The sequence below is a fragment of the Micromonospora cabrerizensis genome, from assembly GCF_022230955.1.
GTDB lineage: Bacteria > Actinomycetota > Actinomycetes > Mycobacteriales > Micromonosporaceae > Micromonospora > Micromonospora cabrerizensis.
In genome coordinates, this window is sequence record NZ_JAKKFI010000111.1 from 21,294 (window position 1) to 43,891 (window position 22,598).

Consider the following 22,598-nt stretch of genomic DNA (forward strand, 5'->3'; position numbering starts at 1 on the left):
CCTCCGCCCAAGGTCGTTTCGGACGACTCGTCGCAGGGAACTGCGTCGGGACAGACAAGGGGTGATGATGAGCCGACACATGACACTGCCGACCTCCCGTACGCGAAGCGTTCTTGTGCTGGTCCCGCTGCTCGGCGGCATCGCGCTCGCGACTGCCTGCACCACCACTGACGACTCACCCGGCTCGACCCCGTCGAGCGTGACGCCGACGACCGTGGCGGCGGAAGCCAGCCCGAGCGGCCAACCGTCGTCGAGCGCGAGTGCCCCGGCGACCATCCCGACGTCAGCCTTCGTCGAGTTGCCGACCGAGCTGCGGAAGTCTCCCCGACGGACGACGCCCGTCGAGGAGGCCCTGCCGAAGCTGTGCGGCAACGAGTTCGGCACCGGGGGTCGGCAGGTCACCGCGAGCGCCGCGATGACCGTCACCTACAAGAAGGCCGGCGACTCGGAGGCCAACACGCCGCAGGGGATGATCCACCAGACCATCTTCACCTTCGACGGCGACGGCGCCTCGGCGTACCTGGAGCGTCTGCGCACCGCCGTGCAGGCGTGCCCCTCCTACGACCACTCCGGGAGCCCCGGCACCGTCAAGAACGAGGCCCTGCCCGGCGTGGGTGACGAGGCGCTACTGCTGACCCGGACCTGGGCAGAGACGAGCCTGAACGGAGAGCGCACCGGCGGCAAGGCGACCAGCCAGATCGCCGTGGCCCGCGTCGACAACGCGGTGACGGTCTTCAACGACCAGGGGTGGGAGGGCACCAGCGGCAACCCCGACGTCGTGAACCGGGTCGTCCGCGACGGCGTGGGCGCCATCGACGCCTGGCAGCGGTAGGAGCCGGGCCGGGGACAACTGCGGCGGTACGTGCTCGCCCGCTCGTACACCCCGGGTGGTAGGCCCGTTGCCATCGTCGGCCTGACGACTGACGTGCACTCCGGTCCATACGCTGCGGCGGTAACCGTCGTGGGACCGAAGGAGACCGTGATGTCGATCCGTCGTCTGCTCGCCGCCGCCGTGGCCGCACCGACCGGGGCACTCACCCTGGCCGCACCGGCAGCCGCGCACGCTTCCGTCCAGCCGACCGCCGCCACCGCCATGACCATGAGCTCCGGGCGACTCGGGGCCAGCGTCGCCGTCCTGCTGGGGTTGGTCGGCGCGGTCATCGGTGGGCTGGCCCTGGCCCGTCCTGCCAGTCGCCTCGGCACCGGCTCCGGGCTGCTCGGAGCCGTCCTGGCCCTGGCGACGGGTCTGCTCGGTCTGGCGCTCGGAGGGCTGGTGGTGGCCACCTCCGACAGCGGCATCGGCACCGGCAACGGGCGGGGCGGGGCCTACCTGGCCCTGGCGGTCGGGCTGGCCGCGGTGGTCCTCGGTGGGCTGGCGCTGGTCCGCTCCCGCCGCACCGGCCGGCTGGCCGCCTGAGGCCGGGTCAGGATCGGGTGAGCCAGCCGGGAACGGTCAGGCCCGACTCGTAGGCGAGGATCACCAGCTGGGCTCTGTCCCGTACCTGGGCCTTGGTCATGATCCGGCTGACGTGTGTCTTGGCTGTGGCCGGGCTCAGCACCAGCCGCGCGGCGATCTCGTCATTCGACAGGCCTGCGGCGACAAGTGTCAGCACCTCACGCTCGCGCTCGGTGAGCACGCTCAGTCGCGGCCCGGGATCCGGATGTCGGACCCGAGCCGCGAACTCGGCGATCAGCCGACGGGTGACCGCCGGGGCGATCAGCGCGTCACCGCGGGCGACCACCCGCACCGCGTGGATCAGCTCCGCCGGCTCGGTGTCCTTGACCAGGAAGCCGCTCGCGCCGGCCCGCAACGCACCGTAGACGTACTCGTCCAGGTCGAACGTGGTCAGGATGATGACGCGGGCGTCGGTGCTCGCGACGATCTGCCCCGTGGCGGCGAGGCCGTCCAGGACGGGCATCCGGATGTCGATGAGGACGACGTCCGGCCGCAGCCGCACGGCGAGCCGCACCGCCTCGACCCCGTCGGCGGCCTCACCGACCACCTCGATGCCGTCCTCGCCGTCCAGAATGGAGCGAAAACCGGCGCGGACCAGGGTCTGGTCGTCGACGAGCAGCAGCCGGATCACGCCCGCTCCCCCGCCAGCGTCGGGTCCGCCCGCAGCGGCAGGCGGGCGCAGACCCGGAAGCCGCCGTCCGGCCGTGTGCCCGTGGTCAGCGATCCGCCCAGCGCCCGGGCCCGTTCGCGCATGCCGAGGATTCCGCTGCCGGGCGCGCCCGGTGCGCCGGTGCCGTCGTCCTCCACCTCCACCAGCACGTCGTCGCGGTCGGGCCGGACCCGGACCACGGCGGCGGTGGCGCCCGCGTGCCGAGCCACGTTGGTGAGCGCCTCCTGGACGATGCGGTAGACCGCCAGGTCGACCTCCGGCGGCAGCGCCGGGATCTCCGTGAACTCGGTGCGGATCTCCAACTCGGAACGCCCCGCCGTCGTGATGAGGTCGTCGAGTCGGTTGAGGCCCGGCGCGGGCACGACCGGCGCCTCACCCTCCTGCCGCAGCACGCCCAGCGTCGTCCGCAACTCGCGCAGCGTCTCCTTGCTGGTCTCCTTGATCGCGGTCAGCGCCTGTTCGGACCGGGCGGGGTCCGGTCGGTGCAACGCGGCACTGGCCTGCACGTTGATCAGCGAGAGGTGGTGGCCGAGCACGTCGTGCAGTTCGCGGGCGATGCGCAACCGCTCCTCGGTGGCCCGTCGCCGGGCCTCCTCCTCCATCCTCTGCTCGGCGGCAACTGCCCGCGCCTGCGCCTCGGCGAGGTAGGCGCGGCGGTTGCGGGTCACCCCGACGATGACCGCGATGAGCCAGCCGGCGTGCAGCAGCGTCGCCCCGTTCCTGGTGTCCGGGGAACGGTTGTCGCTGTCGGCGACGGCGAAGGCGATCACCGAGGCGAGACCGAGCCCGATGGCGATCCGGAGATGGCCCTCGTCGACGACGGTGTAGAGCGCCACGACGAACACCAACATGATCGGGCCGGACTTGTGCAACAACGCCCCGTACGCGCCGACGGCGGCCAACGCCACCACACCCACCGGCACCGGATGGCGGCGGCGGAGGTACAGCGCACCCGACGAGGCCAGCACCACCAACATCGCCCCGGACTCGGCCGCTGTGTCGATGCCGCGCGACTGCACCACCAGGCCGACGAGGGCCACCAGCCCGACGCCGAGCACCAGGCCCGCGTCCGCCGCCCGGTCACGCCACCGCGACCCTGACATGGGCCGAAGCCTAACCTCCGGGGGCAGGCGGGAGTACGCCCGAAACGGCGGACGTGCAGGCAACGCTGTTCCGTCGGAGGCTCGTGCCATGATCGCGCTCACCTCACAGCAAGGAGCACGGCAGCATGGCCACGGCGATTGTTCGGGACGAGACAGCGACGGGAAAAGCCATCGACCACTGGCCGTTGACCGGGCTGCCGGAGCGCATCTCCGCTCGGGAGCTGGTCCGACTGCGGGTTCGCGAGGAGGTGGCCCGGTTCAACGCCCAGCAGCCCGAGCACTTCCGAGGGTTGGTGCAGCCGACCGACACGGAGGCCACGTTGAACGGCTACCGGGTCGCCTCGGGCAGACGGCTCGACTGGGAGCAACAGGCGGACGCCGCCTGTGCCGCCTTCGCCCGTAACGGTTTCCTTCTGTTGGTCGGGCACCGCCAGATCGAGGACCTCGACGAGGAGATCGACCTGCTCGCCGACCCGGACGTGGCGTTCGTGCGGCTCGTGCAGCTGGTGGGTGGCTGACGTGGAGGACTGGGCAGCACTCCTTCCCGAGCTGACCGATGCGGACCGGCGTCAGGTGGAGTGCGGTCTCACCGAGGCCGACGCCCGGATCAGGGCTGTTCTGCACGCCGCCAGCACGTACTACTGGGGCTCCTCGATCACCAGCGTTCCCGAGTGGAGCGCGGTCGAGTCGTGGCCGGTCGAGGTGCGCCGCAGCGCCGCACTGGCCATGCACCGGGAGGCGTCGACCAGTTCGACTCCCACCGCGCTCAACGACGTGGTGCGCGCTCTGGCCGACGGCGCCCTGCCCTGGACGCGGGCGGATCTGGTGTGGTGCCTGGAGGTCGCCGCGCGGGGAGAGTGCTACGACAACGGGGCTCACCTGGAGTTGCCAACGGTGATCGCCGCAGCCCTGCCGCCCGCCGAGCTGGCCGACCTGGTTCCGGCCCTCGACGCCCTCGTCAGCGACCTGGTCGGCGACCATTTCGTCGCGGTGGAGCCTCGACGACGCGCTGTCCTGCTGATCGGCGAGAGCCTCGATCGCGCCACCGGTCGACGCGTGCCGTCCTGGCTGCTCCACGACGGAGACGGGTTCGGGCCGTTAGCCCGCGCCGAGCTGGGTGCCGTCCTCGCCGCCCCGGGCGTGCCGGAGCTGCTCGCGCACTGCGCCTCGCTGGCGAAGCCGGCAGCGCCCGCGACGTGGCAGCGCCGCGTCGGCGAACTCCTCGACACCACACCGGGTGGCTCCACGGCCGTGCTGTCGATCCTCGAAGCGTTCGCCGACTACGGCCGACCCCTGCACGACGACACCGACCGCCTGCTCCGCGGGCTGGTCTGGGCACTGTCACGTCAGCCGGACGAGCGGGCAACGGACCTGCTGGCGCGCGTCACCGTCGCAGCGGCAACAGCGCCGCGACAGGCGTCCGGCTTCCCCCATGCCCAGAAGACGGCAGTGGCGGCCATTGCGCTGCTCGCGGGACGGGGCGGCGAGGCGCCGGTACGCACGCTGGCGAGACTGGCGGTCACCGTTCGGAACAAGGCGGTGCAGAGCCGGGTCCAGACCGCACTGGCCCGCCTCGGCGCGCTGCGCGGATGGTCACTCAGCGAGGTACTGGAACTCGCCGTCGACGACCACGGGCTCGGTCCCGACGGGCGACTGTGCACGCGGGTCGGGCCGTACGAGGCAGCGATCGAGGTGACCGGCGAGAAGGCGCGCCTGACCTTCGCTCGTGACGCTGTCCCGCTCAAGGGCGTTCCGGCTCCGGTCAAGCAGGCGTACGGTGACGAGCTCAGGCAGTTGCGTGACCTCGCCAAACGAGTCGGTGTGACCCTCGCCGCCGAGCGCCAGCGGGTGGAGGGGCTGCTGTCCGAGGAGCGCACCTGGTCGTACCCGGACTGGTCGTCCCGATTCCTCGGCCACCCGATCACCGCGGCCTACGCGCCGCGGTTGGTCTGGGAGGCCAGCACCGACGGCCAGCGGTGGACGGCGGGTCTGCCCCGACGCGACAGCGACGGGTGGACGATCGCCGACCGGGAGGGCCGGGCCGTTCCCGGCGATCGGGTCAGACTCTGGCATCCCGCCCGCGCGACGACGGACGAGGTTCTCGCCTGGCGTGAGCACGTCCTCGCCACCGGGTTGGCGCAGCCGTTCAAGCAGGCTTTCCGGGAGGTCTATCTGCTCACGCCCGCCGAGGAGCGGACGCACACGTACTCCAACCGGTTCGCCGCCCACATCCTGCGTTACCGGCAGGCGAACGCTCTCCTGCGCGCCCGGGGTTGGCAGGCCGGCTACCTCGGCACCTGGGACGGCGGCTACGAGAGCGAAGCCACCAAGCCCTTCGGCGGCGGTGAGTGGCGGGCGTCGTTCCACCACCAACTGGTGGAAAACGCGGATGAACGCCGCTTCGACGTCGAGTACTGCTCCACCGACCAGGTTCGTTTCGCGCGACGCGAGGGCGCGACGTGGCAGCCGACGCCGGTCGCCGACGTGCCACCGCTGGTGTTCAGCGAGGCCATGCGCGACGTGGACCTGTTCGTCGGCGTCACCTCGATAGCCAGCGACCCGCAGTGGGCCGACCGCGGCGAGGACCGCTTCCACGCCTACTGGCGCAGCACGGCTGTCGCGGAGTTGACCCCGTCGGCGCAGGTACGCCGAGACGCGCTGGCCCGGCTGCTGCCCCGCACGAGCATCGCCGACCGGGTGAGCCTCTCCGAGCGGTACCTGCACGTCCGCGGCACCATCCGCACATACCGGATCCACCTCGGGTCGGGCAACATCCTGATGGAGCCCGACGACGCCTACCTGTGCATTGTCGCGGCGCGCGACCGCACCGGCCGGTTGCACCTGCCCTTCGACGACGACCCCATGCTGTCGATGATCCTGTCCAAGGCGATCATGCTGGCTGCCGACGACACGATCACCGACGCCACGGTGCTCGGGCAGCTCGTCAGGTGAGAGATCACCCCTTGCCCAGGGTGTCGAGGCGCGCTCGCAGCGCCGTGGCGATCTCGCCCGCGGCGACGATCTGATCCGGTGTGAGGGCGTCCACGAAGAGCTCACGAATGGCGCGCAGGTGCGGGACGGTGGCCCCTGCGAACGCGTCGGCGCCGACCTTCGTGAGCAGCACCTCCGCCCCCCGGGGCACGGTGGCGCACTCCTGGCGGCGGATCAGGCCGCGCCGCTCCATCCGCCCCAGGTGGTGGGAGAGCCGGCTCCGCTCCCAGCCGATGTGTGACGCGAGTTCGGAGGACCGCATCGCCTGGCCCTGCGCCTCGCTGAGAGCGAGCAGCACGGCGTAGTCCCCCGTCGACAGCGCCGAGTCGCCCTGTAGGCGGGACTCGAGGCGCGAACTCAGCGCCGCCGTCGTCTCGATGAAGCCCCGCCAGGTGCGCAGCTCCTCGGCGGTCGGGAGTTGGCGTCCTCCCCGCCGGCCAGGTGTGGTGTCCGTCATGTCATTCTCCCGGGAATTGACGTGTCAATCGCAAAGTTAGCATCATTGACACGTCAACCGGTAGGAGGAGACGATGGCAGCGACAGGCTTCGAGCTGGGGCTCAACTCGTTCGGGGAGGTGGCCACCGACGGCGGCCGGGTCCTGAGCGACGCCGAGACCGTCCGGCTCCTCGTGGACGAGGCGCGACTCGCCGAGTCGGTCGGGCTCGACGTGTTCAGCGTGGGCGAGCACTACCGGGAGGGCCACAACGACTCGGCGACGCCAGTCCTGCTCGCGGCGGCCGCGACGGCCACCGAGAGGATTCGCCTCGGCACCTCGGTCACGGTGCTCAGCACGAACGACCCGGTACGCCTGTACCACGAGTTCTCGACCCTCGACGCGGTGTCGAACGGGCGCGCCCAGATGGTTCTCGGACGTGCGTCGGCAACCGAGTCGTTCCCGCTGTTCGGCTACGACCTGACCGACTACGAGCGGTTGTTCGAGGAGAAGCTGGACCTCTTCCTGCGACTTCAGCGGGACGAACCGGTCACCTGGTCCGGGACGGTACGAAGTGCCCTGGTCGATCAGCGCCTGCATCCACGGATGCGGCCGGGCGGCATCCCGACGTGGATCGGCGTCGGAGGAAGCCCGAACTCGGTGATCCGCGCCGCCCGGCACGGACTTCCGCTGATGCTGGCGATCATCGGCGGGCGACCCCAACGGTTCGCCGGCCACGTCGAGCTCTACACCAAGGCGCTCGAACAGTTCGGGCATACCCCGCAGCCAATCGGGCAGCACTCTCTGGGCCTTGTCGCAGACACCGACGAGGAGGCGGTGGAGACGTGGTGGCGACACTGGCAGCCGGTGGTGGCCGCGCTGGCCGAGGAACGCGGCTTCTACAAACCCGACCGCGCGCGCTACGAGGCCGAAATCGACCACGGGGCGCTCTTCGTCGGGTCACCCGAGACGGTGGCGCAAAAGATCGCGACGGTCGCCCGCGACCTGCGGCTGAGCCGCTTCGACCTGAAGTACGACATCATGCACCTGCCCCGCGAGGCACGCGCGCGCACCATCGAACTGCTGGGCAGTGAGGTCGCGCCGCGGGTCCGGGAGCTGCTGGCGAAGGAGCCCACCCATGTCTGATCTGTTGTTCGGCCTCGACACGTTCGGCGACGTACCGGAGGACGACTCCGGCACGCTCGTCTCCCACGCCGCCGCGATCCGGCAGGTCGTCGACGAGGCGGTGCTCGCCGACCAACTCGGCGTCGACGTCATCGCCCTGGGCGAGCACCACCGGCCGGAGTACTCCGTGTCGACGCCGGAGACGGTGCTGGCTGGTATCGCCACCCGTACGTCGCGGATCCGGCTGGCCTCCGGCGTGACGGTGCTGAGTTCCGACGACCCGGTGCGGGTGTTCCAGCGCTTCGCCACCGTCGACGCGCTGTCCCACGGTCGGGCCGAGGTGATCCTCGGTCGCGGCTCGTTCACGGAGTCGTTCCCCCTCTTCGGCTACGACCTGCGCGACTACGACACGCTGTTCGAGGAGAAGATCGAGCTGTTCGTGAAGTTGCTCGACGAGAAGCCGGTCACCTGGAGCGGCACCCTGCGTGCGCCCCTGGAGAACGCCGACGTCTTCCCCAAGACGGAGTCGGGTCACCTGAGCACCTGGGTCGGCGTCGGGGGCTCACCACAGTCGGTCGTCCGCACCGCCCAGTACGGCCTTCCGCTCATGCTCGCCATCATCGGTGGCGCGCCCGAGCGTTTCGCGCCCTACATGGACCTGTACCGCAGGGCGGCCGAGCAGCTCGGCACGACCGCGCACCCGGTCGGAATGCACTCGCCCGGCTTCATCGCCGACACCGACGAGGAGGCCAAGGAGGTGTACTGGCCGCACTACCGCGTGATGCGCAACCGGATCGGCGCGCTGCGGGGCTGGCCACCGATCCGCCGTCAGGAGTTCGACTCCGAGGTGGAGAACGGCTCGCTCTACATCGGCTCCCCGGAGACCGTGGCCCGCCGGATGGCCCGCGCGATCCGCAGCCTCGGCGTCGGCCGGTTCGACCTCATCTACTCGGCCGGGGCACAACCGATGAGCGCCCGGATGCGCGCCGTGGAACTGTACGGATCCACGGTGATCCCCATGGTCCGCGACATCCTGGCGAGCTGACCAGCGCACACGCACGTACCTCGTACCGGAAGGACGACATGTTCGACAACGACCGGAGCCGTCCGGTGACCCTCGGCATTCTCGGGGCCGGCAAGGTGGGCACGGTGCTCGCCCGTCTCGCCGTCGCCGCCGGCTATCGGGTGTTGGTTGCCGGCTCCGGCGACCCCGCGAAGATCGCCCTCACCGTCGAGGTGCTCGCGCCGGGGGCGGTGGCCACCACCGCGGGTGACGCGGCAGCCGACGCCGACATCGTCATCCTCGCACTCCCGCTGGGGAAGTACCGCAGCGTTCCCGTCGACGCGCTGCGCGGCAAGCTCGTCGTCGATGCCATGAACTACTGGTGGGAGATCGACGGCATCCGCGCGGACCTCACCGACCCGCACACCTCGTCGAGCGAGATCGTGCAGGCCTTCCTGTCCGACTCACGGGTCGTCAAGGCCTTCAACCACATGGGCTACCACGATCTTGAGGACGAGGCGCGGCCGGCGGGCTCGACCGGCCGCAAGGCCATCGCGGTCGCCGGCGACGACACCGCCGCCGTCTCGGCGGTCGCGACCCTCGTGGACGCGCTCGGTTTCGACCCGGTCGTCGCGGGCGGCCTGGCCGAGGGGGTACGACTCGAACCGGGCAGCGAGATGTTCGGCGCGAACGTCAGCGCCGACGAGGTCCGCGTCATGCTGGACCGCTTTCCCGAGTCGGAGCGGGGCCGGACCATCGCCGCCGCCCGCGAGGCCACGTAGTCGACCCTGGCGGCGATCGTCAGCTCTCGCGCCGCCCGGGCCGCGTACCGGAGGATGGTCGACGCCTGCGGCGCGATGCGCGGTCAGCGCTGGTCGTGCGCGAAGGCCGCCCGTGGTTCGAGGGTCTGACCGGCCGCGTACTCCTGGCCGAAGGCGGCGCGGCCGAGCGCGGTGATCGCGGCGGTGCGCATCGTGGCGAGGTCGGCCGCGTCGTCCGGGTCCGGCACCTGGCCGAGCGCCGCGAAGGCGGCGTCCGCGACACCGATCATCAGCGCCGCCCGCGTGTGATCGCCCTCGGCCGTCGCGAGCGCGACGCCAGCGATGCAGACGTACGGCACGAAGTCCGCCCAGTCGTTGCCGAACACCCGCTCACGGTTCTCGGCGAACAGTGCCCTCGCCGTGTCGAGATGACCCAGCCCCAGCTCACAGAACGCGAGGTTGTGGAACTCGGAGTTGACCATCTTCGGCCGGCCGAGCGTCTCGTTGAGCGCGATGCTCTCCCGGTACAGGTCCCGGGCCCGCAACAGGTCGCCGGACATGCGCGCCACGGCGGCCAGCACGTGCCTCGGCCGTTCCTCCAGGCTCCGGTCGCCGGAGCGCAGCGCCACCTCCAGAGCCTCCCTGGCCCGCGCCTCGCCGCCTGGTAGGTCGCCGCCGCGGATGGCGACCCGGGCCAGGCTGTAGCGGGCCTCCACCTCACCCGCCGGGTCACCGGCCGCCCGGGCCCGCTCGATCTCGGCCTCACTCATCCGCACGACGGCGTCGGTCTCGCCCCGCCGAAAGGCCGAACGCACGCTCTCGCTGAAGGTCATGAAGCCCCTTTCACCCCTGTTTCCGATCACCGCGTGGACGCCCGCACTGCGGCTGCTGCCCGACGGTCCCGATCTCACGTCTGTCCGCAATGCCGAACCGATCAGGAATCAAGAAGCCCGAAGGGTGTCACCCGGCCTAGCCTTTTCCCAGGTCACCGGCAGCACGCCTGACCTGAACGACGAGAGGGAGCCTAGAGATGTCCGCGAAGACCTCCACGACCGCCTCCGACGGCTTCACCGCCGACGAGCGCGCCGCGATGAAGGAGCGCGCCGCCGAGCTACGCGCCGAGGGCAGGAAGGGCGCCAAGAAGGCCGACGGGCTACAGGCGATCCTCGACCGGATCGCGCAGATGGAGCCGGAGGACCGCGCGCTCGCCGAGCGCGTGCACGTGACGGTGACCGCCGCCGCCCCGGACCTGACCCCCAAGACCTGGTACGGGATGCCCGCCTACGCGAACGCGGACGGCAAGATCGTCGTCTTCTTCCAGGACTCCGGCAAGTTCAACTACCGGTACTCGACCCTGGGCTTCCAGGACGCGGCCAACCTCGACGACGGCGATCTGTGGCCGGTGGCGTACGCGCTACGGAAGTGGAGCCCAGCGGTGGAGAAGAGGGTCACCGAGCTGGTGAGGGCAGCAGTCTCCTGACCTTCACCCGTTCGGCGCCGCGAGGTCCGCCCGGTGTCGCAATTATCGACATGTGAGAATGTCAGGCCGACCGGCGAAGTCGGGTCGATTCCCGTCGGAGGGGCCAGCCATGATCCCGCTCGGGGGCGACGAGGTGTCGCCCCCAGAGGGGGGATCATGCTTCACAGACCATCATTCGCACGGATCGGCGGGGCACTGCCGCGTCGACTCGCCGGCGCGACCGCCGTGGTGGCCCTGGTCGCCGCCGCCGCCATCGTCGGCGTGGCCGGGCCGGCCGCCGCCGCTCCGGCGGGTGAGCTTGCCGGCGCGAGTGGCCTCGCGGGCACAGAGAGATCCGGTCTCCAGCGAGTGGCCGACGCGACGCTTCCCACGTCGGCCCTCTCCCTGACCGCGCCCGCCACCGCGACCGCGCTCGACCCGCTCACCATCAGCGGGCAGCTCACCCTGGAGGACGGCGCCGCCCCAGGGATGCAGCAGGTGCAGGTCAACCGTGTCCTGCCGGACGAGACCTGGACCATGCTCACCGCCACCACCGCGGCCGACGGCACCTTCACCCTCACTGACGTGCCGCCGATCAGTGGCCCACTCCGCTACGACGCCTACTGGTTCCCGACCGAGGACTACCAGGGCAGCAGCGCCTCGGTAAACGTGCAGGTGGCCGGGCGGGCCGCGACGCTCACCCTCGACGGCCCACGCAACGGCAGGGACGGCCGACAGCTGTCGCTGACCGGCACGCTGGGCCTCGACGGCCGGGCCCCCGCGCAGCCACAGGAGCTGGCGGTGACCCGGACGATCTGGAACAACCGCCTCGACGGTGCCGTCCAGCAACTGCCCAACGTCACCACCGACAGCGGCGGCGCCTTCACCGTTGTCGACACGCCCACCCAGGGCGGCCGGTACGTCTACACCGTCACCTCGTACGCCGACCAGGTGTACGCGTCGTCGTCCGCCAGCCACGAGGTCACCGTGTCCTCCCCGGACTCGCACCTCGACGGTCAGGTGGTGGACCCGGCGTACATCGGGTTGGAGTTCCAGGTCACCGGCGCGGTGACCTACGACGTCGGCGCGTGTCAGGGCCCGACCGTGGTCCACGTGAGCCGGCGGGTCAACGGCGGCGGGGCGACCCGGCTGGCGGATGTGAGCACCGACGCCTCCTGCGCCTTCAGCTTCGGCGACACCGTGAGCAGAACGGGGCAGGTGGTCTACACCGTAACCTGGGACGGCAACTCCACCCACCGCAGGACCACCGGCACCATCACCGGCACCGTGCAGAAGCAGCCGTCCGCCATCGACGCCACCTCACCCGACCGCACCCTGCTCAACGGTCAGCAGGCGATCGTCGAGGGCAGGGTCACCAGTGGCAACGCCGAGTCGATCGGCGCGAAGCTGACGCTGACCGTGCGACGGATCGGCCCGGACGGCACCTCGGTCGACCTTCCGAAGGTGACCACCGCCGCCGACGGCACGTTCTCCTACCGCGACTCCCCGCCGACCATGGACGCCAGCACCTACCCGCAGTTCCAGTACGAGTTCTCCTGGCGTGGTAACGCCACGTACCAGGCGAGCACCGGGAGCGTCTTCTTCTACATCGTGCCGCCCGACTGCGACTGCTGACGCGGTCGTGACCGCCGTCCGCCCGGGTGACGACCGGGCGGGCGGCGATCGGCCCTCCTGGCCGGGGGCGCCGACGTGGACGATGATCGAGGGCCGGAGGCTGAGGGGGTGGGCAGTGCGGACGATGTGGCACAGGCCGACAGCGGTGGGACGGGTCGCCCCGTGACGGGCCGGGCCGGCGAGGTCTTCGACACCGCGCGGGTGGTTTCGGAGATCGAGGCGCTGCTCACCGCGGATCTGCCCACCGGCGGCGCGACAGTCAGCGAGGGCGACCCGGCCACCGGGGAGTGGGCCGGCACCCGGGGCGCGGGCTTTCGGATCATCCCGCTCTGGGAGAGCGAAGCCCTCACGGGCGTGTACGGCGCCGACTGGAACCAGGCCGAGGATGCCGCCGAGGCGAACCTGGCTCTCGTGGTCGGGACGTCGGACCATCGGTGGGGCCCGCACCGCACGGTCTCCATGCGGGTGCCGCTGTTTCGGCATCAGGCCCGCGCGCCTCTGCCGGCACTGTTCCAGGCGCTGGCCGACCTGGACTGCTTCGGCGACCTGACGGTCTGGGGGCCCACCGCGACCGGCGGCCGATGGGTCGCGGTCTCGGTCAACCAGTGCGACGGCGACGCCCCAATGATCATGACTGCGGTCGTCAGTCATGCCGCGATCATCGAACTGTCGGAGTGACGGATGTCCACCACAGACCATGCGCTGGCCGTCGAGGCGGCGGAAGCCGGAGCCGCAGTGGTCCGTTCGCAGTACGGGTCCTCGCTGGAGCGCTTCACGAAGATCGGCACCGACTTCGCCACCACCGCCGACATCGAGGCGGAGAGGGCCATCCTCGATGTCCTGCGGGCGGTGTGCCCGGCCGACGGCCTGCTGGGCGAGGAGAGCGGACGCACGGGCGTCGGCGGAAACGGCCGCACCTGGCTGGTCGACCCGTTGTGCGGCACGCTGAACTTCAGCGCGCGGACCATGCTGGCCTCGGTCAACGTCGCTCTTCGCACCGGCACACACGTCGCCGTGGCCGCCTCGGCGGACCCGTTCAGCGAGGAGGTCTTCTGGACCGACGGCGTCGCCGCGTACGTCCGAGGCGCCGGGACGGACCAGCGACTCGTCCCGTCGGCCGAGTCGACGCTGGTCGACGTCAATCTTGATCCCCCGTTCCCCAACCGGGACGTCTTCCTGGCCGCCCGGATGCTTGCCGACGAGGGCTTCATCGCCCAGTTCCGCCCACGTGTGGTCTCCAGCACCCTGGCCGTGGCCTGGGTGGCGGCCGGTCGCCGCGCCGCCTACGTGACCGACGGCCACGACCTGCGCCACAGCGTCCACTTCGCGGCCGGGATCGCCCTCTGCCAGGCGGCCGGTTGCGTGGTCACCGGCATCGACGGGCAGCCGCTGCACGCCGGTGGCGAGGGCCTTGTCGCCGCCGCGGACGAGCAGACCCATGCCGCCCTGCTGACTCTCATCCGCACACAGCGCACCGGGAGCGACGGAAGGCCGAGGCCCGCAGCTTGACATCAACCGCGGTTCAGGTTCTAGCGTCGCGTAGTGGATCACGTTGACGGTCGGAAGGCGGACGAGCTGTTTCGCCGTGACGTCCGTCGACCCAGCACCGCTGTCGGAGGGAATCTGATGTACCTGCCACGCCTTCTCCGCCCGCGCACGGTCGCGAGCGCCCACTGCGACCTGCCCTGCGGCGTCTACGACCCGGCGCAGGCCCGCATCGAGGCCGAGTCGATCAAGGCGATCTCCGAGAAGTACCAGGCCAGCGACGACCCCGAGTTCCGCACCCGATCGCTGATCATCAAGGAGCAGCGGGCCGAGCTGGTCAAGCACCACCTCTGGGTCCTGTGGACCGACTACTTCAAGGCACCGCACTTCGAGCAGCACCCCGAGCTGCACGGCCTCTTCAACGAGGCCACCAAGCTGGCCGGTGCCGGTGGCGCGAAGGGATCCGCCGATCCGGCGGTCGCGGACCGGCTCCTCGGGAAGATCGAGGAGATCTCGAAGATCTTCTGGGAGACCAAGCAGAGCTGAGCCGACCGGGACCGGGTGGCACCGGCCACCCGGTCCGGCGTACCGCGTTTCGGGAGGACCGCATGACGTCGCGCACCGACCTCGTCGAAGAGCTGATGAGCCGTTTTCCGCAGGTGCCCCGAGAGGCGGTCATCAAGGAGGACCTGCTGCGCGGCGGGGTCGCCTTCGACGACGCGGCACTGACCGACAACGAGAACGGCACCGTCAAGCCGAAGTCGTACTTCATCTTCTCCTTCGACCACCGGACGCTGCCGAAGTTGGGGACGGCCGCGCTGCGTCGGCCACCCGAGGAGATCGTGCTCACCGGCGGTCCGTACGAGCTACGTCGCACCGTCGTGTCCGTCCGCACCAACCCCAGCTCGCCGTACCGGGTCGGAACCGACGGCGACGGCCGACTGCGCCTTTTCCTGGACGGACGACCGGTCGCTGATGTCGGGCTGCCTCCCATGCCGGCCTACTACCGCCACACCCTCGCCAACGGGAAGTCGGTGATGGAGGTCGCCCCGACCATCCAGTGGGGCTATCTGATCTACCTGACCGCGTTCCGGGTCTGCCAGTACTTCGGCGCGAAGGAGGAGTGCCAGTACTGCGACATCAACCACAACTGGCGGCAGCACAAGCAGGCGGGCCGGCCCTACACCGGTGTGAAGCCCGTGGACGAGGTGCTGGAGGCCCTGGAGATCATCGACCGGTACGACACCGACCGCGCCTCGCAGGCGTACACGCTGACCGGCGGCAGCATCACCTCGCAGGTCGACGGGCTGGCCGAGGCGGACTTCTACGGCCGGTACGCGCAGGCGATCGAGGAGCGGTTTCCCGGGCGGTGGATCGGCAAGGTCGTCGCGCAGGCGCTGCCCCGGGCCGACGTGCAGCGCTTCCACGACTACGGGATCCGCATCTACCACCCCAACTACGAGGTGTGGGACAAGCGGCTGTTCGAGTTGTACTGCCCGGGCAAGGAGCGCTACGTCGGTCGGGAGGAGTGGCACCGCCGCATCCTCGACTCCGCCGAGGTCTTCGGGCCGGGCAACGTGATCCCGAACTTCGTGGCGGGCATCGAGATGGCGGCCCCGCACGGCTTCGCGAGCGTGGGCGAGGCGATCGACTCCACCGCCACGGGGCTCGAATACTTCATGTCGAGGGGGATCACGCCGAGGTTCACCACCTGGTGCCCGGAGCCGACCACGCCGCTCGGCCGGGCCAACCCCGAGGGCGCGCCGTTGGAATACCACGTCCGCCTGCTGGAGGTCTACCGGGCGACGATGGACGCCAACGGCCTGTCCAGCCCGCCCGGGTACGGGCCGGCGGGGCCGGGGCGAGCGGTGTTCTCGGTCAGCTCCTTCATGGACACCCTGACTGCCACGCCCTCGTGAAGGGCGCGCGTGGGCGGGGGCGACGGTGTCCGTCGCCCCCGCCCGCCGCTTACCGCTAGCTGGCGTACGTCTCGAACTCGCCCACCCGGGGCGTACCGCTGGAGCTGTTGATCTTGAACGTGATCTTGCTCAACGACGTCGCGGCGAAGCTGATGGAGCCCGCCCCGCTGCCGGAGGCCAGGACGGCGCCGGTGTCGTGGTTGACGAGCTGCCAGGACCCGATGGAGCCCTGGGTCCCCGACGGCTCACGGATGATCACTCGGGACACCCCGGTGGCCGAGCCCCACTTGATCGAGATGGAGCCGGTCGAGCCGACCGGTGACCAGTAGGTGCTGATGCTGCCGTCACGCACGTTGCCGTAGCTCGTTCCGCTGGCCTTGCTGGAGCCGTCGGCACTGGCACCCAGGCTGAGATTGGTCCCGCTCGGCGGCGGCGTGGTCGGTGGCGGCGTGGTGGGTGGAGGCGTGGTCGGCGGCGGGGTGGTGGGCGGAGGCGTGGTCGGCGGAGGGGTCTGCGGCGAACAACTGCCGTTCGACACCCGCAGGCCCGTGTTGGCGCCCACCGTCTGCCGAACGATGTCCGGCACGCAGCTCGCACCGTCGAGGCTGTACGGGTACGGAATGCTGACGGTGGTGGTGGACGTCAGGTTGGGGCCGGCCGGATAGCTGTCGCCACCGGTGGCAGACCAGGTCACGTTGTCGAGGATGTTGCCGCTGACCTGCCAGAAGCCGCGCTCGCTGGTGTAGAAGGTGCCGAGGACGTCCTTCGAGTCGCGGAAGTAGTTGTTCTCCACCTTGGCCTTGGCGCCGGCCCGCGAGTTGATGCCGGACTCGTGCAGGCTCACGTAGTGGTTGTTGTAGATGTGGGCCGTGCCACCGCGCAGCAGCGGCGTACGGGAGTCGATGTTCTCGTACAGGTTGTGGTGGTACGTGATGAAGCCGTTCGAGCGGTCGCTCTCGCTGGAGCCGACGAGGCCGCCGCGACCGGAGTTGCGCAGGATGCTGTAGGAGAGGGTCACGTACTGGGTGTTGTCCTTCATGTCGAAGAGGCCGTCGTACCCCTCGGACTCCCCACCCGACGCCTCCAGGGTGACGTGGTCGACCCAGACGTTGCGGACCGTGCTCTCCATGCCGATGGCGTCCCCACCGTTGGAGGTGGGCGAGCCGGACTTCTTGACGTTCCGGATGGTCACGTTCTGGATGATGATGTTGCTGGAGTCACGGATGTGGATGCCGAGCTGGTCGAAGACCGCTCCGCCGACGCCGAGGATGGTGACGTTGCTGATCTGCTTCAGCTCGATCACGCCCGCCGCGGTGTTGCAGCTCGAACCCGACACCTTGGTGGTGTTGCCGTGGTTGATGGTCCCGGTGACCTCGATGGTGATCGGGGTGCTGCTACTGGCCCGACCGCACAGCGCCGCGTGGATCGCCGTGCCGGTCGTGGCCCGCACCGTCTGCCCGCCCGCGCCACCGGTGGTCCCGCCGTTCTGGGTGGCGTAGCCGGTGGCGCTGCCGACCGCCGCCGACGCCTGAGGGGTTGGCATGGCGACCACGACCGCGATCCCCACGGCCGCCGTGGCCAGCGCTGCCGATAGTCGCACCGCAACTGCTCGTCTCATCTCGCCTCACTTCGCATTCGTCTGGTCTTCGCCGACACAAAGCGGCAGCCGTCGCGACCGGCCGGCACCTCGCAGCGCCTCAAGAATTGGCGGCGATCAATCGCCGGAGTGCTGTCGACATCCCCTCGCCCCTGGTGAACGCGGTGCGCGTCGTGCAATCGACGCCCTCCGCTGGCATCGCCCGAAATGCGATCACCGGGGCTCATGAATGAAACATCGATGTAACGCAATCGTAGGAAAGCGGTTTCCCTCAAGGCAAGGGTTAGCGCTTGCAGGTTTGTTGCAGAGTCAGCGGCCGTCGCCCGGGGCGGGTTCGCCACCGGAGGGCGCGCGGGCGGCCAGCACGGACTCCTGGGCCTCCTGCCGACCCTCCTGCCGGGCACGGGCGAGCAGCCCGGCCAACCGACGCCGACGGCGGCGGGCAACCGCCCGCAGGCCGACGAGCAGGACGGCGAGGAGGCACAGCAACGCGAGCTGCGCCCACGGCACGACCCAGGTGGTGACGGTGGCGGAGGCCGGTCGCAGGTCGGCACCTGCCGGACCGTCGCCGAGCAGCGCCGGAGTGGTGGTGACGGTGGTACGGAGGCGACCCAGTGCCCAGACACCGTCGGCGCGGGTCTCCATTGTCCGGCTGCCTCCCGGCAGCAACTCCCCCACGTCGCCGGTGGCATCGTGGCCGGTCAGGCCGACGAGGTCGGACACCGCCACGCGGCTCGTTCCGCCGACCCAGACATTGCCGCCGTTCTCGATCGTGTAGCGGACCCGGACGGTGCCTCCGGCGAACGGATTCCACGACGGTGTGTACGCGGTGGTGAGACCCCGCACGGGCAGCGCGGCCTGCGCGACCCCGTTGACCCGCACCATCACCCGGAAACCGACTCTGCTCTCGACGTTGACCGTTCCACCGGTGCTGGTGACGGTCGCGGCGATGCCGGCCGGGTGGTCACCCGGGGCGGCACCGGTGGGCACCGTGATCGTGAACGGCACCACCCTCGTCTCGTCGGGGCCGACGGTCACCCTCTCCTGGACGTCGATCCAGGTGCCGCCGTCGACCGAGGGACGGTCCGACGACAGCATGTTGAAGCGGCCCTTGTCGGTGAGGTAGCCGTCGGCGGCCTTCAGGGAGAAGGCGACTGCCGTACGGCTGAGGTTGCGCACCGCCAGGTGCTCAGTCACGGTCTGCCCGGCATCGAGGCTGGCGTTGATCCACCGGCGTTGGTCCGGCCCGCTCGCAGTGGCCGGCTGGACCGTCCAGGTCAGGGCCTTCGGGTCCGGGTCCGCCGTCGCCACGGCCGGTGCGACCGGCACCGTGAGGGTCGCGACGGCGAGGACGGTGAGCGCCCGGCGCAGCGGGGTGACGGTCATGGCGACGGCCCTTCGGCACGGGGTTGGCGGGGGCCTGGCTCCAGGCCCCCGCCACACCACTATTCGAACAGGGAGAGCGTGAGCGTGGAGCTGTACTCGCCGGCGGCGACCTCCGCGGGGGTCCGCAGGTAGAGGTCGGCGTTGACGGAGTACGAGTCGCTGGCGACCGCCCCGGAGTCGAAGGCGGAGACGAGCAGCTCCTGGTCGACGAGGCCGACGTTGTTGCCCGGCAGGGTTGCCTCGTCCAGGGTGGTCACGACCTCCTCGCCCTCGGTGACCAGGCCGGTCTCCCCGCCGTCGAGCAGGCGGGGCTTCCAACCGAGGTGGTCGGCGGTGATCGGCGCCTGGCCGGAGTTGCCCGCGAAGGCGGTCGCGCTGCCGAGCACCGCCCAGCTGGCACCGTCGGGCACCTCGTCGGCGACACGGGTGTCGGTGACCGTGACCGTCGGCAACGTCCCGACGAACTGCCGGACCAGCAGGGTCGAGCCGTCCTCGGACAGCGCGACGGCGTCGCCGGCGATCGACAGGGCGAGCACGCCCGGTTCCCTGATCTCGTCGATGTCGACCGTGACGCGCACGCTGGCGTCGTCGTCGGGCTCCGCCATGGCGGGCGACGGCAGCACCGCGGCCCCGGCCAGGACGGCGCCGACGGCACCGGCGGCGAACATCTGCCGCCGAAGGTATGCGTTCATGTGATCTCCGTTCTCGTGCAGGAGGGGTTATCCGCCGCAGGTGCCGGCGGGGTGTTGCACGGTGCGGACCGTCGTCACGTCCTGTCCGCCGATCGACCCGGTCACCCGGACCGTCGCCGAACCCGCCGGCACCGACACGGCACGCGTGTTGAACGACTGGTAGGCGTTCGTCCCCGGCGCGACGGCCGCGAACGACCGCTGGCCGTACGGGGTCTCCAGGGCGATCCCCACCGGCGCGTCGTGGTCGTTGCGCGCCTGCACCGCCACGTACGCCGTGCCGCCCACGCACCGCGCCGACGCAGTGACCGTGACGGGCAGCTCGGGCTGGGTGGCCGCCGCGAAGGCCCAGTTGTCGATCTCGAAGAGGTCCGTGCCGGCCGGCCCGGTGAAGGTGAAGTAGACGTCGTGCACGCCGCTGACGCCGTCGAGTTCGGCGGTCACCTCGGCCCACTGACCGGACGGGGTGTCGACCGGGATCGTGGCGACCACGGGTCCGGCGACGTCGTCCAGCCGCACCTGGATCTGCCCACCGGTGGCGAGCGCCCGCACCCGTGCCGTCACGCTCTGCGCGCCGTTGCCGCCGAAGTCCACCGACGACAACGCGGTCCAGTCGCCGTTGTCGATGTCGCGGACGACCAGGTTCGGCGCGGCGCCACCGAACTGCGCGGAGCTGCCCTCGACCTTCGCCGTCGTGACGCCCTTGCTCCAGCCGAAGGTCTCGGCCTCGAAGACGCGGTACGGCGAGAAGTCCCGCACCTGGTTCACGCCGGCATAGGTGCCGACGACCTGCTGGATCGTGCCGTCCGGGTTGAAGGCCAACTCCTGGATGTGCGGGCTGCGGTACCCCTGGGTGGTGTTGCCGTTGATGCGCTTGTTCAGCGTCGGCGCGTGGTAGGTGAAGTAGTGCTTGCCCTCGAACTCGAACACCGACTGGTGGTTGTTGCCGCCGGTGCCGCTGCCGAAGAACTGCGACTGGTTCGGGAAGAGCACGCCGGCATAGGTCTCCTTCGGCCACGACATCGGGTCGTCGGAGATCATGTAGCCGATCTGGCCGCCGCCGGGGTAGCCGGGAAGTGGCTGCTGGCTACCACCGAAGTCGTTCCCGCCGAAGTGCGACGAGTACGAGAAGTAGTACTTCCCGTCGCGCTTGAAGACGTGGCCCGCCTCGAACGCCACCGGGGCGTCCACCACCGCCGCCGTTCCCTCGGTGGAGATCATGTCGTTGCCGAGTTCGATGGCCCGGATGTTCTTCGGGTTGTTGAACCGCTCGGCCGGCGGCATGCTCGTCGACGCGGGACCACCACCGAAATAGAGGTACGGCTGGCCGTCGTCGTCGACGAACGGCGCCGGGTCGAACTTCCACGCGACGGTCTCGGCTCCGGGGGTGCGGCCGTCGATCAGCGTGCTGGTGCGCTCGCTGGTCCACGGGCCGAGCGGCGACGCACCGGTGATCACGTTGCTGGAGCCACCGCCGTTGGCGTAGTAGAGGAAGAACTTCTCCTCACCGTTCACCACCTTCTTGGTGATGCCGGGCGCCCACGAGTTGGCGGTGAACGGCGCAACCCCGTTCGGGCCGGCGACCTGGATCTCGCCGTGGTCCGTCCAGTTCACGAGGTCCTCCGAGGAGATCACCGTGATCTGGTTGATGTCGCCGTAGTTGATCCCCGGTGAGACGCCCGTGGCGGGGTCGGGGGCGTAACCCTGGGTGTCGTTGGTCAGGTACATGTAGACGCGGCCGTCGTGCACGAAACCGAAGCCGTCGGCACCGAACTTGTGCCCGATCAAGGGGTTGTGCTCCCCCGGCACCTTGCCGACGACCTCGATCGTCTTCGACGCCGGGGCGGGCGGGGCGGCGCCGACCACCGACACGTCGTCGAGCGTGAAGTCCATCAGGTGCAGGTCCGGGTCCGTGGACGGCGTGCTCGTCCACGGGGTCTCGAAGAACAGGCGTGCCGTCGAGACGCTCTGCCCCGCCGGGATCGTGAACGTCCCGTTGAACTGCGCCCACTGGCCCTTCGTCGCCGTCACGCTGACGAGGTTCGTGTAGGTGCCGCCGCCGTAGTGCATGGTCGCGAAGAACTGCTTCGTCGCCGGCCCGTTCGGGTTCTCGTACCTGATGCGGGCCGTCAGGGTGTAGGCCTGGCCGGCCTGCACCTTGCCGCTGAGGTCCTGCATCGGCCCGGAGCCGGTCGTGGTCCGGCTGGTGACGAGCACGGCGTTCGCGCCGGAGTAGGCGTCGGTCGTGGCCGACAACTGGGCGCTGTCGGTCGCGTTCCCGTTGTTCACGAACCAGTTGGCAAGGCCGTCCTCGAACCCGCCGTTGACGACGAGATTCGTGTCGGCGGCCTGGACCGGCCCCGAGCTGGCGACGATCCCTGCGGCCAGCATCAGGCCGACCGTCGCGATCGCCGCGACCCGGCCCCGGGTCGCTCGTCGCATTCGTTGTTCCACGAAACGTCCTCCTTCATCTCTGACGTGCGGTCATCGGTGTACGGGGGATCGGTGGGTGGTCCGGACATCCCGACTGCCGCCACCGGATCGAGGGCGGCCGGCGGCGCGGGACAGGTCCGCCGTTCCGCGCCGCGCGGCCGGTGGCCGGTGGTGCGCGCCGGTGAGCCGGGGGCTCGTGGTGCGGTCATCCGCCGCAGGTGACGGCGGGGTGCTGCGCGCTCCGCACGGTGGTCACGTCCAGGCCGCCGACCGTCCCGGTGACCCGGACCGTCGCCGAGCCGGTCAGCACCGACTCCGCCCGCGTGTGGAAGGACTGGTAGACGTTCGCCCCCGTCGCCACCGCCGGGAACGACCGGTTGCCGTACGGGGTCTCCACCGTGATCTCGACCGGCGCGTCCGAGTCGTTGCGCGCCTGCACCGCCAGGTACGCC

The 22,598-nt window shown here is 70.5% G+C and carries 21 protein-coding genes and 1 pseudogene; 13 read left to right on the forward strand and 9 right to left on the reverse strand.

Going from position 1 to position 22,598, the window contains the following annotated elements; genetic code table 11:
* Positions 1-79 precede the first annotated feature (79 nt).
* Both LADH09A_RS28735 and LADH09A_RS28740 read left to right on the forward strand, forming a co-directional pair.
* Positions 80-832 (forward strand): hypothetical protein, encoded by a 753-nt coding sequence (locus LADH09A_RS28735; protein WP_238648812.1) that lies wholly within the window; start codon positions 80-82, stop codon positions 830-832.
* Between the two features lie 150 nt (positions 833-982).
* The gene (locus tag LADH09A_RS28740; RefSeq protein ID WP_238648813.1) at positions 983-1,417 is read left to right on the forward strand and encodes a DUF6223 family protein; all 435 of its coding nucleotides are present in this window, start codon (positions 983-985) and stop codon (positions 1,415-1,417) included.
* Positions 1,418-1,424: 7 nt separating this feature from the next.
* Here the strand turns inward: LADH09A_RS28740 and LADH09A_RS28745 are convergent, their stop codons facing one another.
* Both LADH09A_RS28745 and LADH09A_RS28750 read right to left on the reverse strand, forming a co-directional pair.
* Complete coding sequence (locus tag LADH09A_RS28745) at positions 1,425-2,087, reverse strand: response regulator (protein ID WP_238648814.1); 663 nt, start codon at positions 2,085-2,087, stop codon at positions 1,425-1,427.
* Positions 2,084-3,229, reverse strand: coding sequence for a sensor histidine kinase (locus LADH09A_RS28750; RefSeq protein ID WP_238648815.1), 1,146 nt, complete (start codon positions 3,227-3,229; stop codon positions 2,084-2,086). Before LADH09A_RS28750 ends, LADH09A_RS28745 begins: the two co-directional genes overlap by 4 nt.
* Positions 3,230-3,354: 125 nt before the next feature.
* On the opposite strand from LADH09A_RS28750, the gene LADH09A_RS28755 reads away from it, so the two are divergent.
* Positions 3,355-3,747 (forward strand): hypothetical protein, encoded by a 393-nt coding sequence (locus tag LADH09A_RS28755; protein ID WP_238648816.1) that lies wholly within the window; start codon positions 3,355-3,357, stop codon positions 3,745-3,747.
* Positions 3,740-6,181 carry a DUF4132 domain-containing protein gene (locus tag LADH09A_RS28760; RefSeq protein WP_238648817.1) on the forward strand — a complete coding sequence of 814 codons (2,442 nt, stop codon included), beginning with the start codon at positions 3,740-3,742 and terminating at the stop codon, positions 6,179-6,181. Before LADH09A_RS28755 ends, LADH09A_RS28760 begins: the two co-directional genes overlap by 8 nt.
* Positions 6,182-6,185: 4 nt before the next feature.
* On the opposite strand, the gene LADH09A_RS28765 is transcribed toward LADH09A_RS28760, so the two are convergent.
* The gene (locus tag LADH09A_RS28765) at positions 6,186-6,677 is read right to left on the reverse strand and encodes a MarR family winged helix-turn-helix transcriptional regulator (RefSeq protein ID WP_238648818.1); all 492 of its coding nucleotides are present in this window, start codon (positions 6,675-6,677) and stop codon (positions 6,186-6,188) included.
* 73 nt (positions 6,678-6,750) lie between these two features.
* On the opposite strand from LADH09A_RS28765, the gene LADH09A_RS28770 reads away from it, so the two are divergent.
* Genes LADH09A_RS28770 through LADH09A_RS28780 form a run of 3 tightly spaced genes read left to right on the forward strand, consistent with a single transcriptional unit; the run spans position 6,751 to position 9,564 of the window.
* A complete protein-coding gene (locus tag LADH09A_RS28770) occupies positions 6,751-7,800 on the forward strand; it encodes an LLM class flavin-dependent oxidoreductase (RefSeq protein WP_238648819.1) in 1,050 nt (349 codons plus the stop codon).
* Positions 7,793-8,824: an LLM class flavin-dependent oxidoreductase gene (locus LADH09A_RS28775; RefSeq protein ID WP_238648820.1), complete on the forward strand. Its 1,032-nt coding sequence runs from the start codon at positions 7,793-7,795 to the stop codon at positions 8,822-8,824. Before LADH09A_RS28770 ends, LADH09A_RS28775 begins: the two co-directional genes overlap by 8 nt.
* A gap of 38 nt (positions 8,825-8,862) precedes the next feature.
* Positions 8,863-9,564 carry an NADPH-dependent F420 reductase gene (locus LADH09A_RS28780; protein ID WP_238648821.1) on the forward strand — a complete coding sequence of 234 codons (702 nt, stop codon included), beginning with the start codon at positions 8,863-8,865 and terminating at the stop codon, positions 9,562-9,564.
* A gap of 83 nt (positions 9,565-9,647) precedes the next feature.
* Here the strand turns inward: LADH09A_RS28780 and LADH09A_RS28785 are convergent, their stop codons facing one another.
* Positions 9,648-10,376: a tetratricopeptide repeat protein gene (locus LADH09A_RS28785; RefSeq protein ID WP_238648822.1), complete on the reverse strand. Its 729-nt coding sequence runs from the start codon at positions 10,374-10,376 to the stop codon at positions 9,648-9,650.
* A gap of 197 nt (positions 10,377-10,573) precedes the next feature.
* Here LADH09A_RS28785 and LADH09A_RS28790 point away from each other — a divergent pair, with 197 nt between their 5' ends.
* From LADH09A_RS28790 to LADH09A_RS28815, 6 genes are all read left to right on the forward strand, one after another.
* Positions 10,574-11,023, forward strand: a complete 450-nt coding sequence (locus LADH09A_RS28790; protein ID WP_238648823.1) for an iron chaperone — start codon at positions 10,574-10,576, stop codon at positions 11,021-11,023.
* A 156-nt stretch (positions 11,024-11,179) separates the two neighbouring features.
* Positions 11,180-12,637 (forward strand): hypothetical protein, encoded by a 1,458-nt coding sequence (locus LADH09A_RS28795; RefSeq protein WP_238648824.1) that lies wholly within the window; start codon positions 11,180-11,182, stop codon positions 12,635-12,637.
* Between the two features lie 108 nt (positions 12,638-12,745).
* Positions 12,746-13,315, forward strand: a complete 570-nt coding sequence (locus LADH09A_RS28800; protein WP_238648825.1) for a hypothetical protein — start codon at positions 12,746-12,748, stop codon at positions 13,313-13,315.
* 3 nt (positions 13,316-13,318) lie between these two features.
* Complete coding sequence (locus LADH09A_RS28805) at positions 13,319-14,146, forward strand: inositol monophosphatase family protein (protein ID WP_238648826.1); 828 nt, start codon at positions 13,319-13,321, stop codon at positions 14,144-14,146.
* Between the two features lie 117 nt (positions 14,147-14,263).
* The gene (gene sodN / locus LADH09A_RS28810; protein WP_238648827.1) at positions 14,264-14,668 is read left to right on the forward strand and encodes a superoxide dismutase, Ni; all 405 of its coding nucleotides are present in this window, start codon (positions 14,264-14,266) and stop codon (positions 14,666-14,668) included.
* 62 nt (positions 14,669-14,730) lie between these two features.
* The gene (locus LADH09A_RS28815) at positions 14,731-16,041 is read left to right on the forward strand and encodes a radical SAM protein (RefSeq protein ID WP_238648828.1); all 1,311 of its coding nucleotides are present in this window, start codon (positions 14,731-14,733) and stop codon (positions 16,039-16,041) included.
* 55 nt (positions 16,042-16,096) lie between these two features.
* Here the strand turns inward: LADH09A_RS28815 and LADH09A_RS28820 are convergent, their stop codons facing one another.
* The 5 genes and pseudogenes from LADH09A_RS28820 to LADH09A_RS28840 all read right to left on the reverse strand — a co-directional run.
* Entirely contained in the window at positions 16,097-17,659 is a 1,563-nt protein-coding gene (locus tag LADH09A_RS28820) for a pectate lyase family protein (RefSeq protein ID WP_238648829.1), read from the reverse strand.
* 288 nt (positions 17,660-17,947) lie between these two features.
* Positions 17,948-19,024, reverse strand: a complete 1,077-nt coding sequence (locus LADH09A_RS28825; RefSeq protein ID WP_238648830.1) for a DUF916 domain-containing protein — start codon at positions 19,022-19,024, stop codon at positions 17,948-17,950.
* A 59-nt stretch (positions 19,025-19,083) separates the two neighbouring features.
* Positions 19,084-19,716 carry a hypothetical protein gene (locus tag LADH09A_RS28830; RefSeq protein ID WP_238648831.1) on the reverse strand — a complete coding sequence of 211 codons (633 nt, stop codon included), beginning with the start codon at positions 19,714-19,716 and terminating at the stop codon, positions 19,084-19,086.
* 27 nt (positions 19,717-19,743) lie between these two features.
* On the reverse strand, positions 19,744-22,167 hold the full coding sequence (locus tag LADH09A_RS28835) for a family 43 glycosylhydrolase (RefSeq protein WP_238648832.1): 2,424 nt from the start codon (positions 22,165-22,167) through the stop codon (positions 19,744-19,746).
* Positions 22,168-22,351: 184 nt separating this feature from the next.
* Positions 22,352-22,598 (reverse strand): annotated as a pseudogene (locus LADH09A_RS28840) (family 43 glycosylhydrolase); the annotation flags it as partial.

Coding starts and splice junctions, on each gene's coding strand:
- LADH09A_RS28735 (WP_238648812.1), top strand. CDS start 80: ATGACACTGCCGACCTCCCGTACGCGAAGCGTTCTTGTGCTGGTCCCG.
- LADH09A_RS28740 (WP_238648813.1), top strand. CDS start 983: ATGTCGATCCGTCGTCTGCTCGCCGCCGCCGTGGCCGCACCGACCGGG.
- LADH09A_RS28750 (WP_238648815.1), bottom strand. CDS start 3,229: ATGTCAGGGTCGCGGTGGCGTGACCGGGCGGCGGACGCGGGCCTGGTG.
- LADH09A_RS28755 (WP_238648816.1), top strand. CDS start 3,355: ATGGCCACGGCGATTGTTCGGGACGAGACAGCGACGGGAAAAGCCATC.
- LADH09A_RS28765 (WP_238648818.1), bottom strand. CDS start 6,677: ATGACGGACACCACACCTGGCCGGCGGGGAGGACGCCAACTCCCGACC.
- LADH09A_RS28770 (WP_238648819.1), top strand. CDS start 6,751: ATGGCAGCGACAGGCTTCGAGCTGGGGCTCAACTCGTTCGGGGAGGTG.
- LADH09A_RS28775 (WP_238648820.1), top strand. CDS start 7,793: ATGTCTGATCTGTTGTTCGGCCTCGACACGTTCGGCGACGTACCGGAG.
- LADH09A_RS28780 (WP_238648821.1), top strand. CDS start 8,863: ATGTTCGACAACGACCGGAGCCGTCCGGTGACCCTCGGCATTCTCGGG.
- LADH09A_RS28785 (WP_238648822.1), bottom strand. CDS start 10,376: ATGACCTTCAGCGAGAGCGTGCGTTCGGCCTTTCGGCGGGGCGAGACC.
- LADH09A_RS28790 (WP_238648823.1), top strand. CDS start 10,574: ATGTCCGCGAAGACCTCCACGACCGCCTCCGACGGCTTCACCGCCGAC.
- LADH09A_RS28795 (WP_238648824.1), top strand. CDS start 11,180: ATGCTTCACAGACCATCATTCGCACGGATCGGCGGGGCACTGCCGCGT.
- LADH09A_RS28805 (WP_238648826.1), top strand. CDS start 13,319: ATGTCCACCACAGACCATGCGCTGGCCGTCGAGGCGGCGGAAGCCGGA.
- sodN (WP_238648827.1), top strand. CDS start 14,264: ATGTACCTGCCACGCCTTCTCCGCCCGCGCACGGTCGCGAGCGCCCAC.
- LADH09A_RS28815 (WP_238648828.1), top strand. CDS start 14,731: ATGACGTCGCGCACCGACCTCGTCGAAGAGCTGATGAGCCGTTTTCCG.
- LADH09A_RS28820 (WP_238648829.1), bottom strand. CDS start 17,659: ATGAGACGAGCAGTTGCGGTGCGACTATCGGCAGCGCTGGCCACGGCG.
- LADH09A_RS28825 (WP_238648830.1), bottom strand. CDS start 19,024: ATGACCGTCACCCCGCTGCGCCGGGCGCTCACCGTCCTCGCCGTCGCG.
- LADH09A_RS28830 (WP_238648831.1), bottom strand. CDS start 19,716: ATGAACGCATACCTTCGGCGGCAGATGTTCGCCGCCGGTGCCGTCGGC.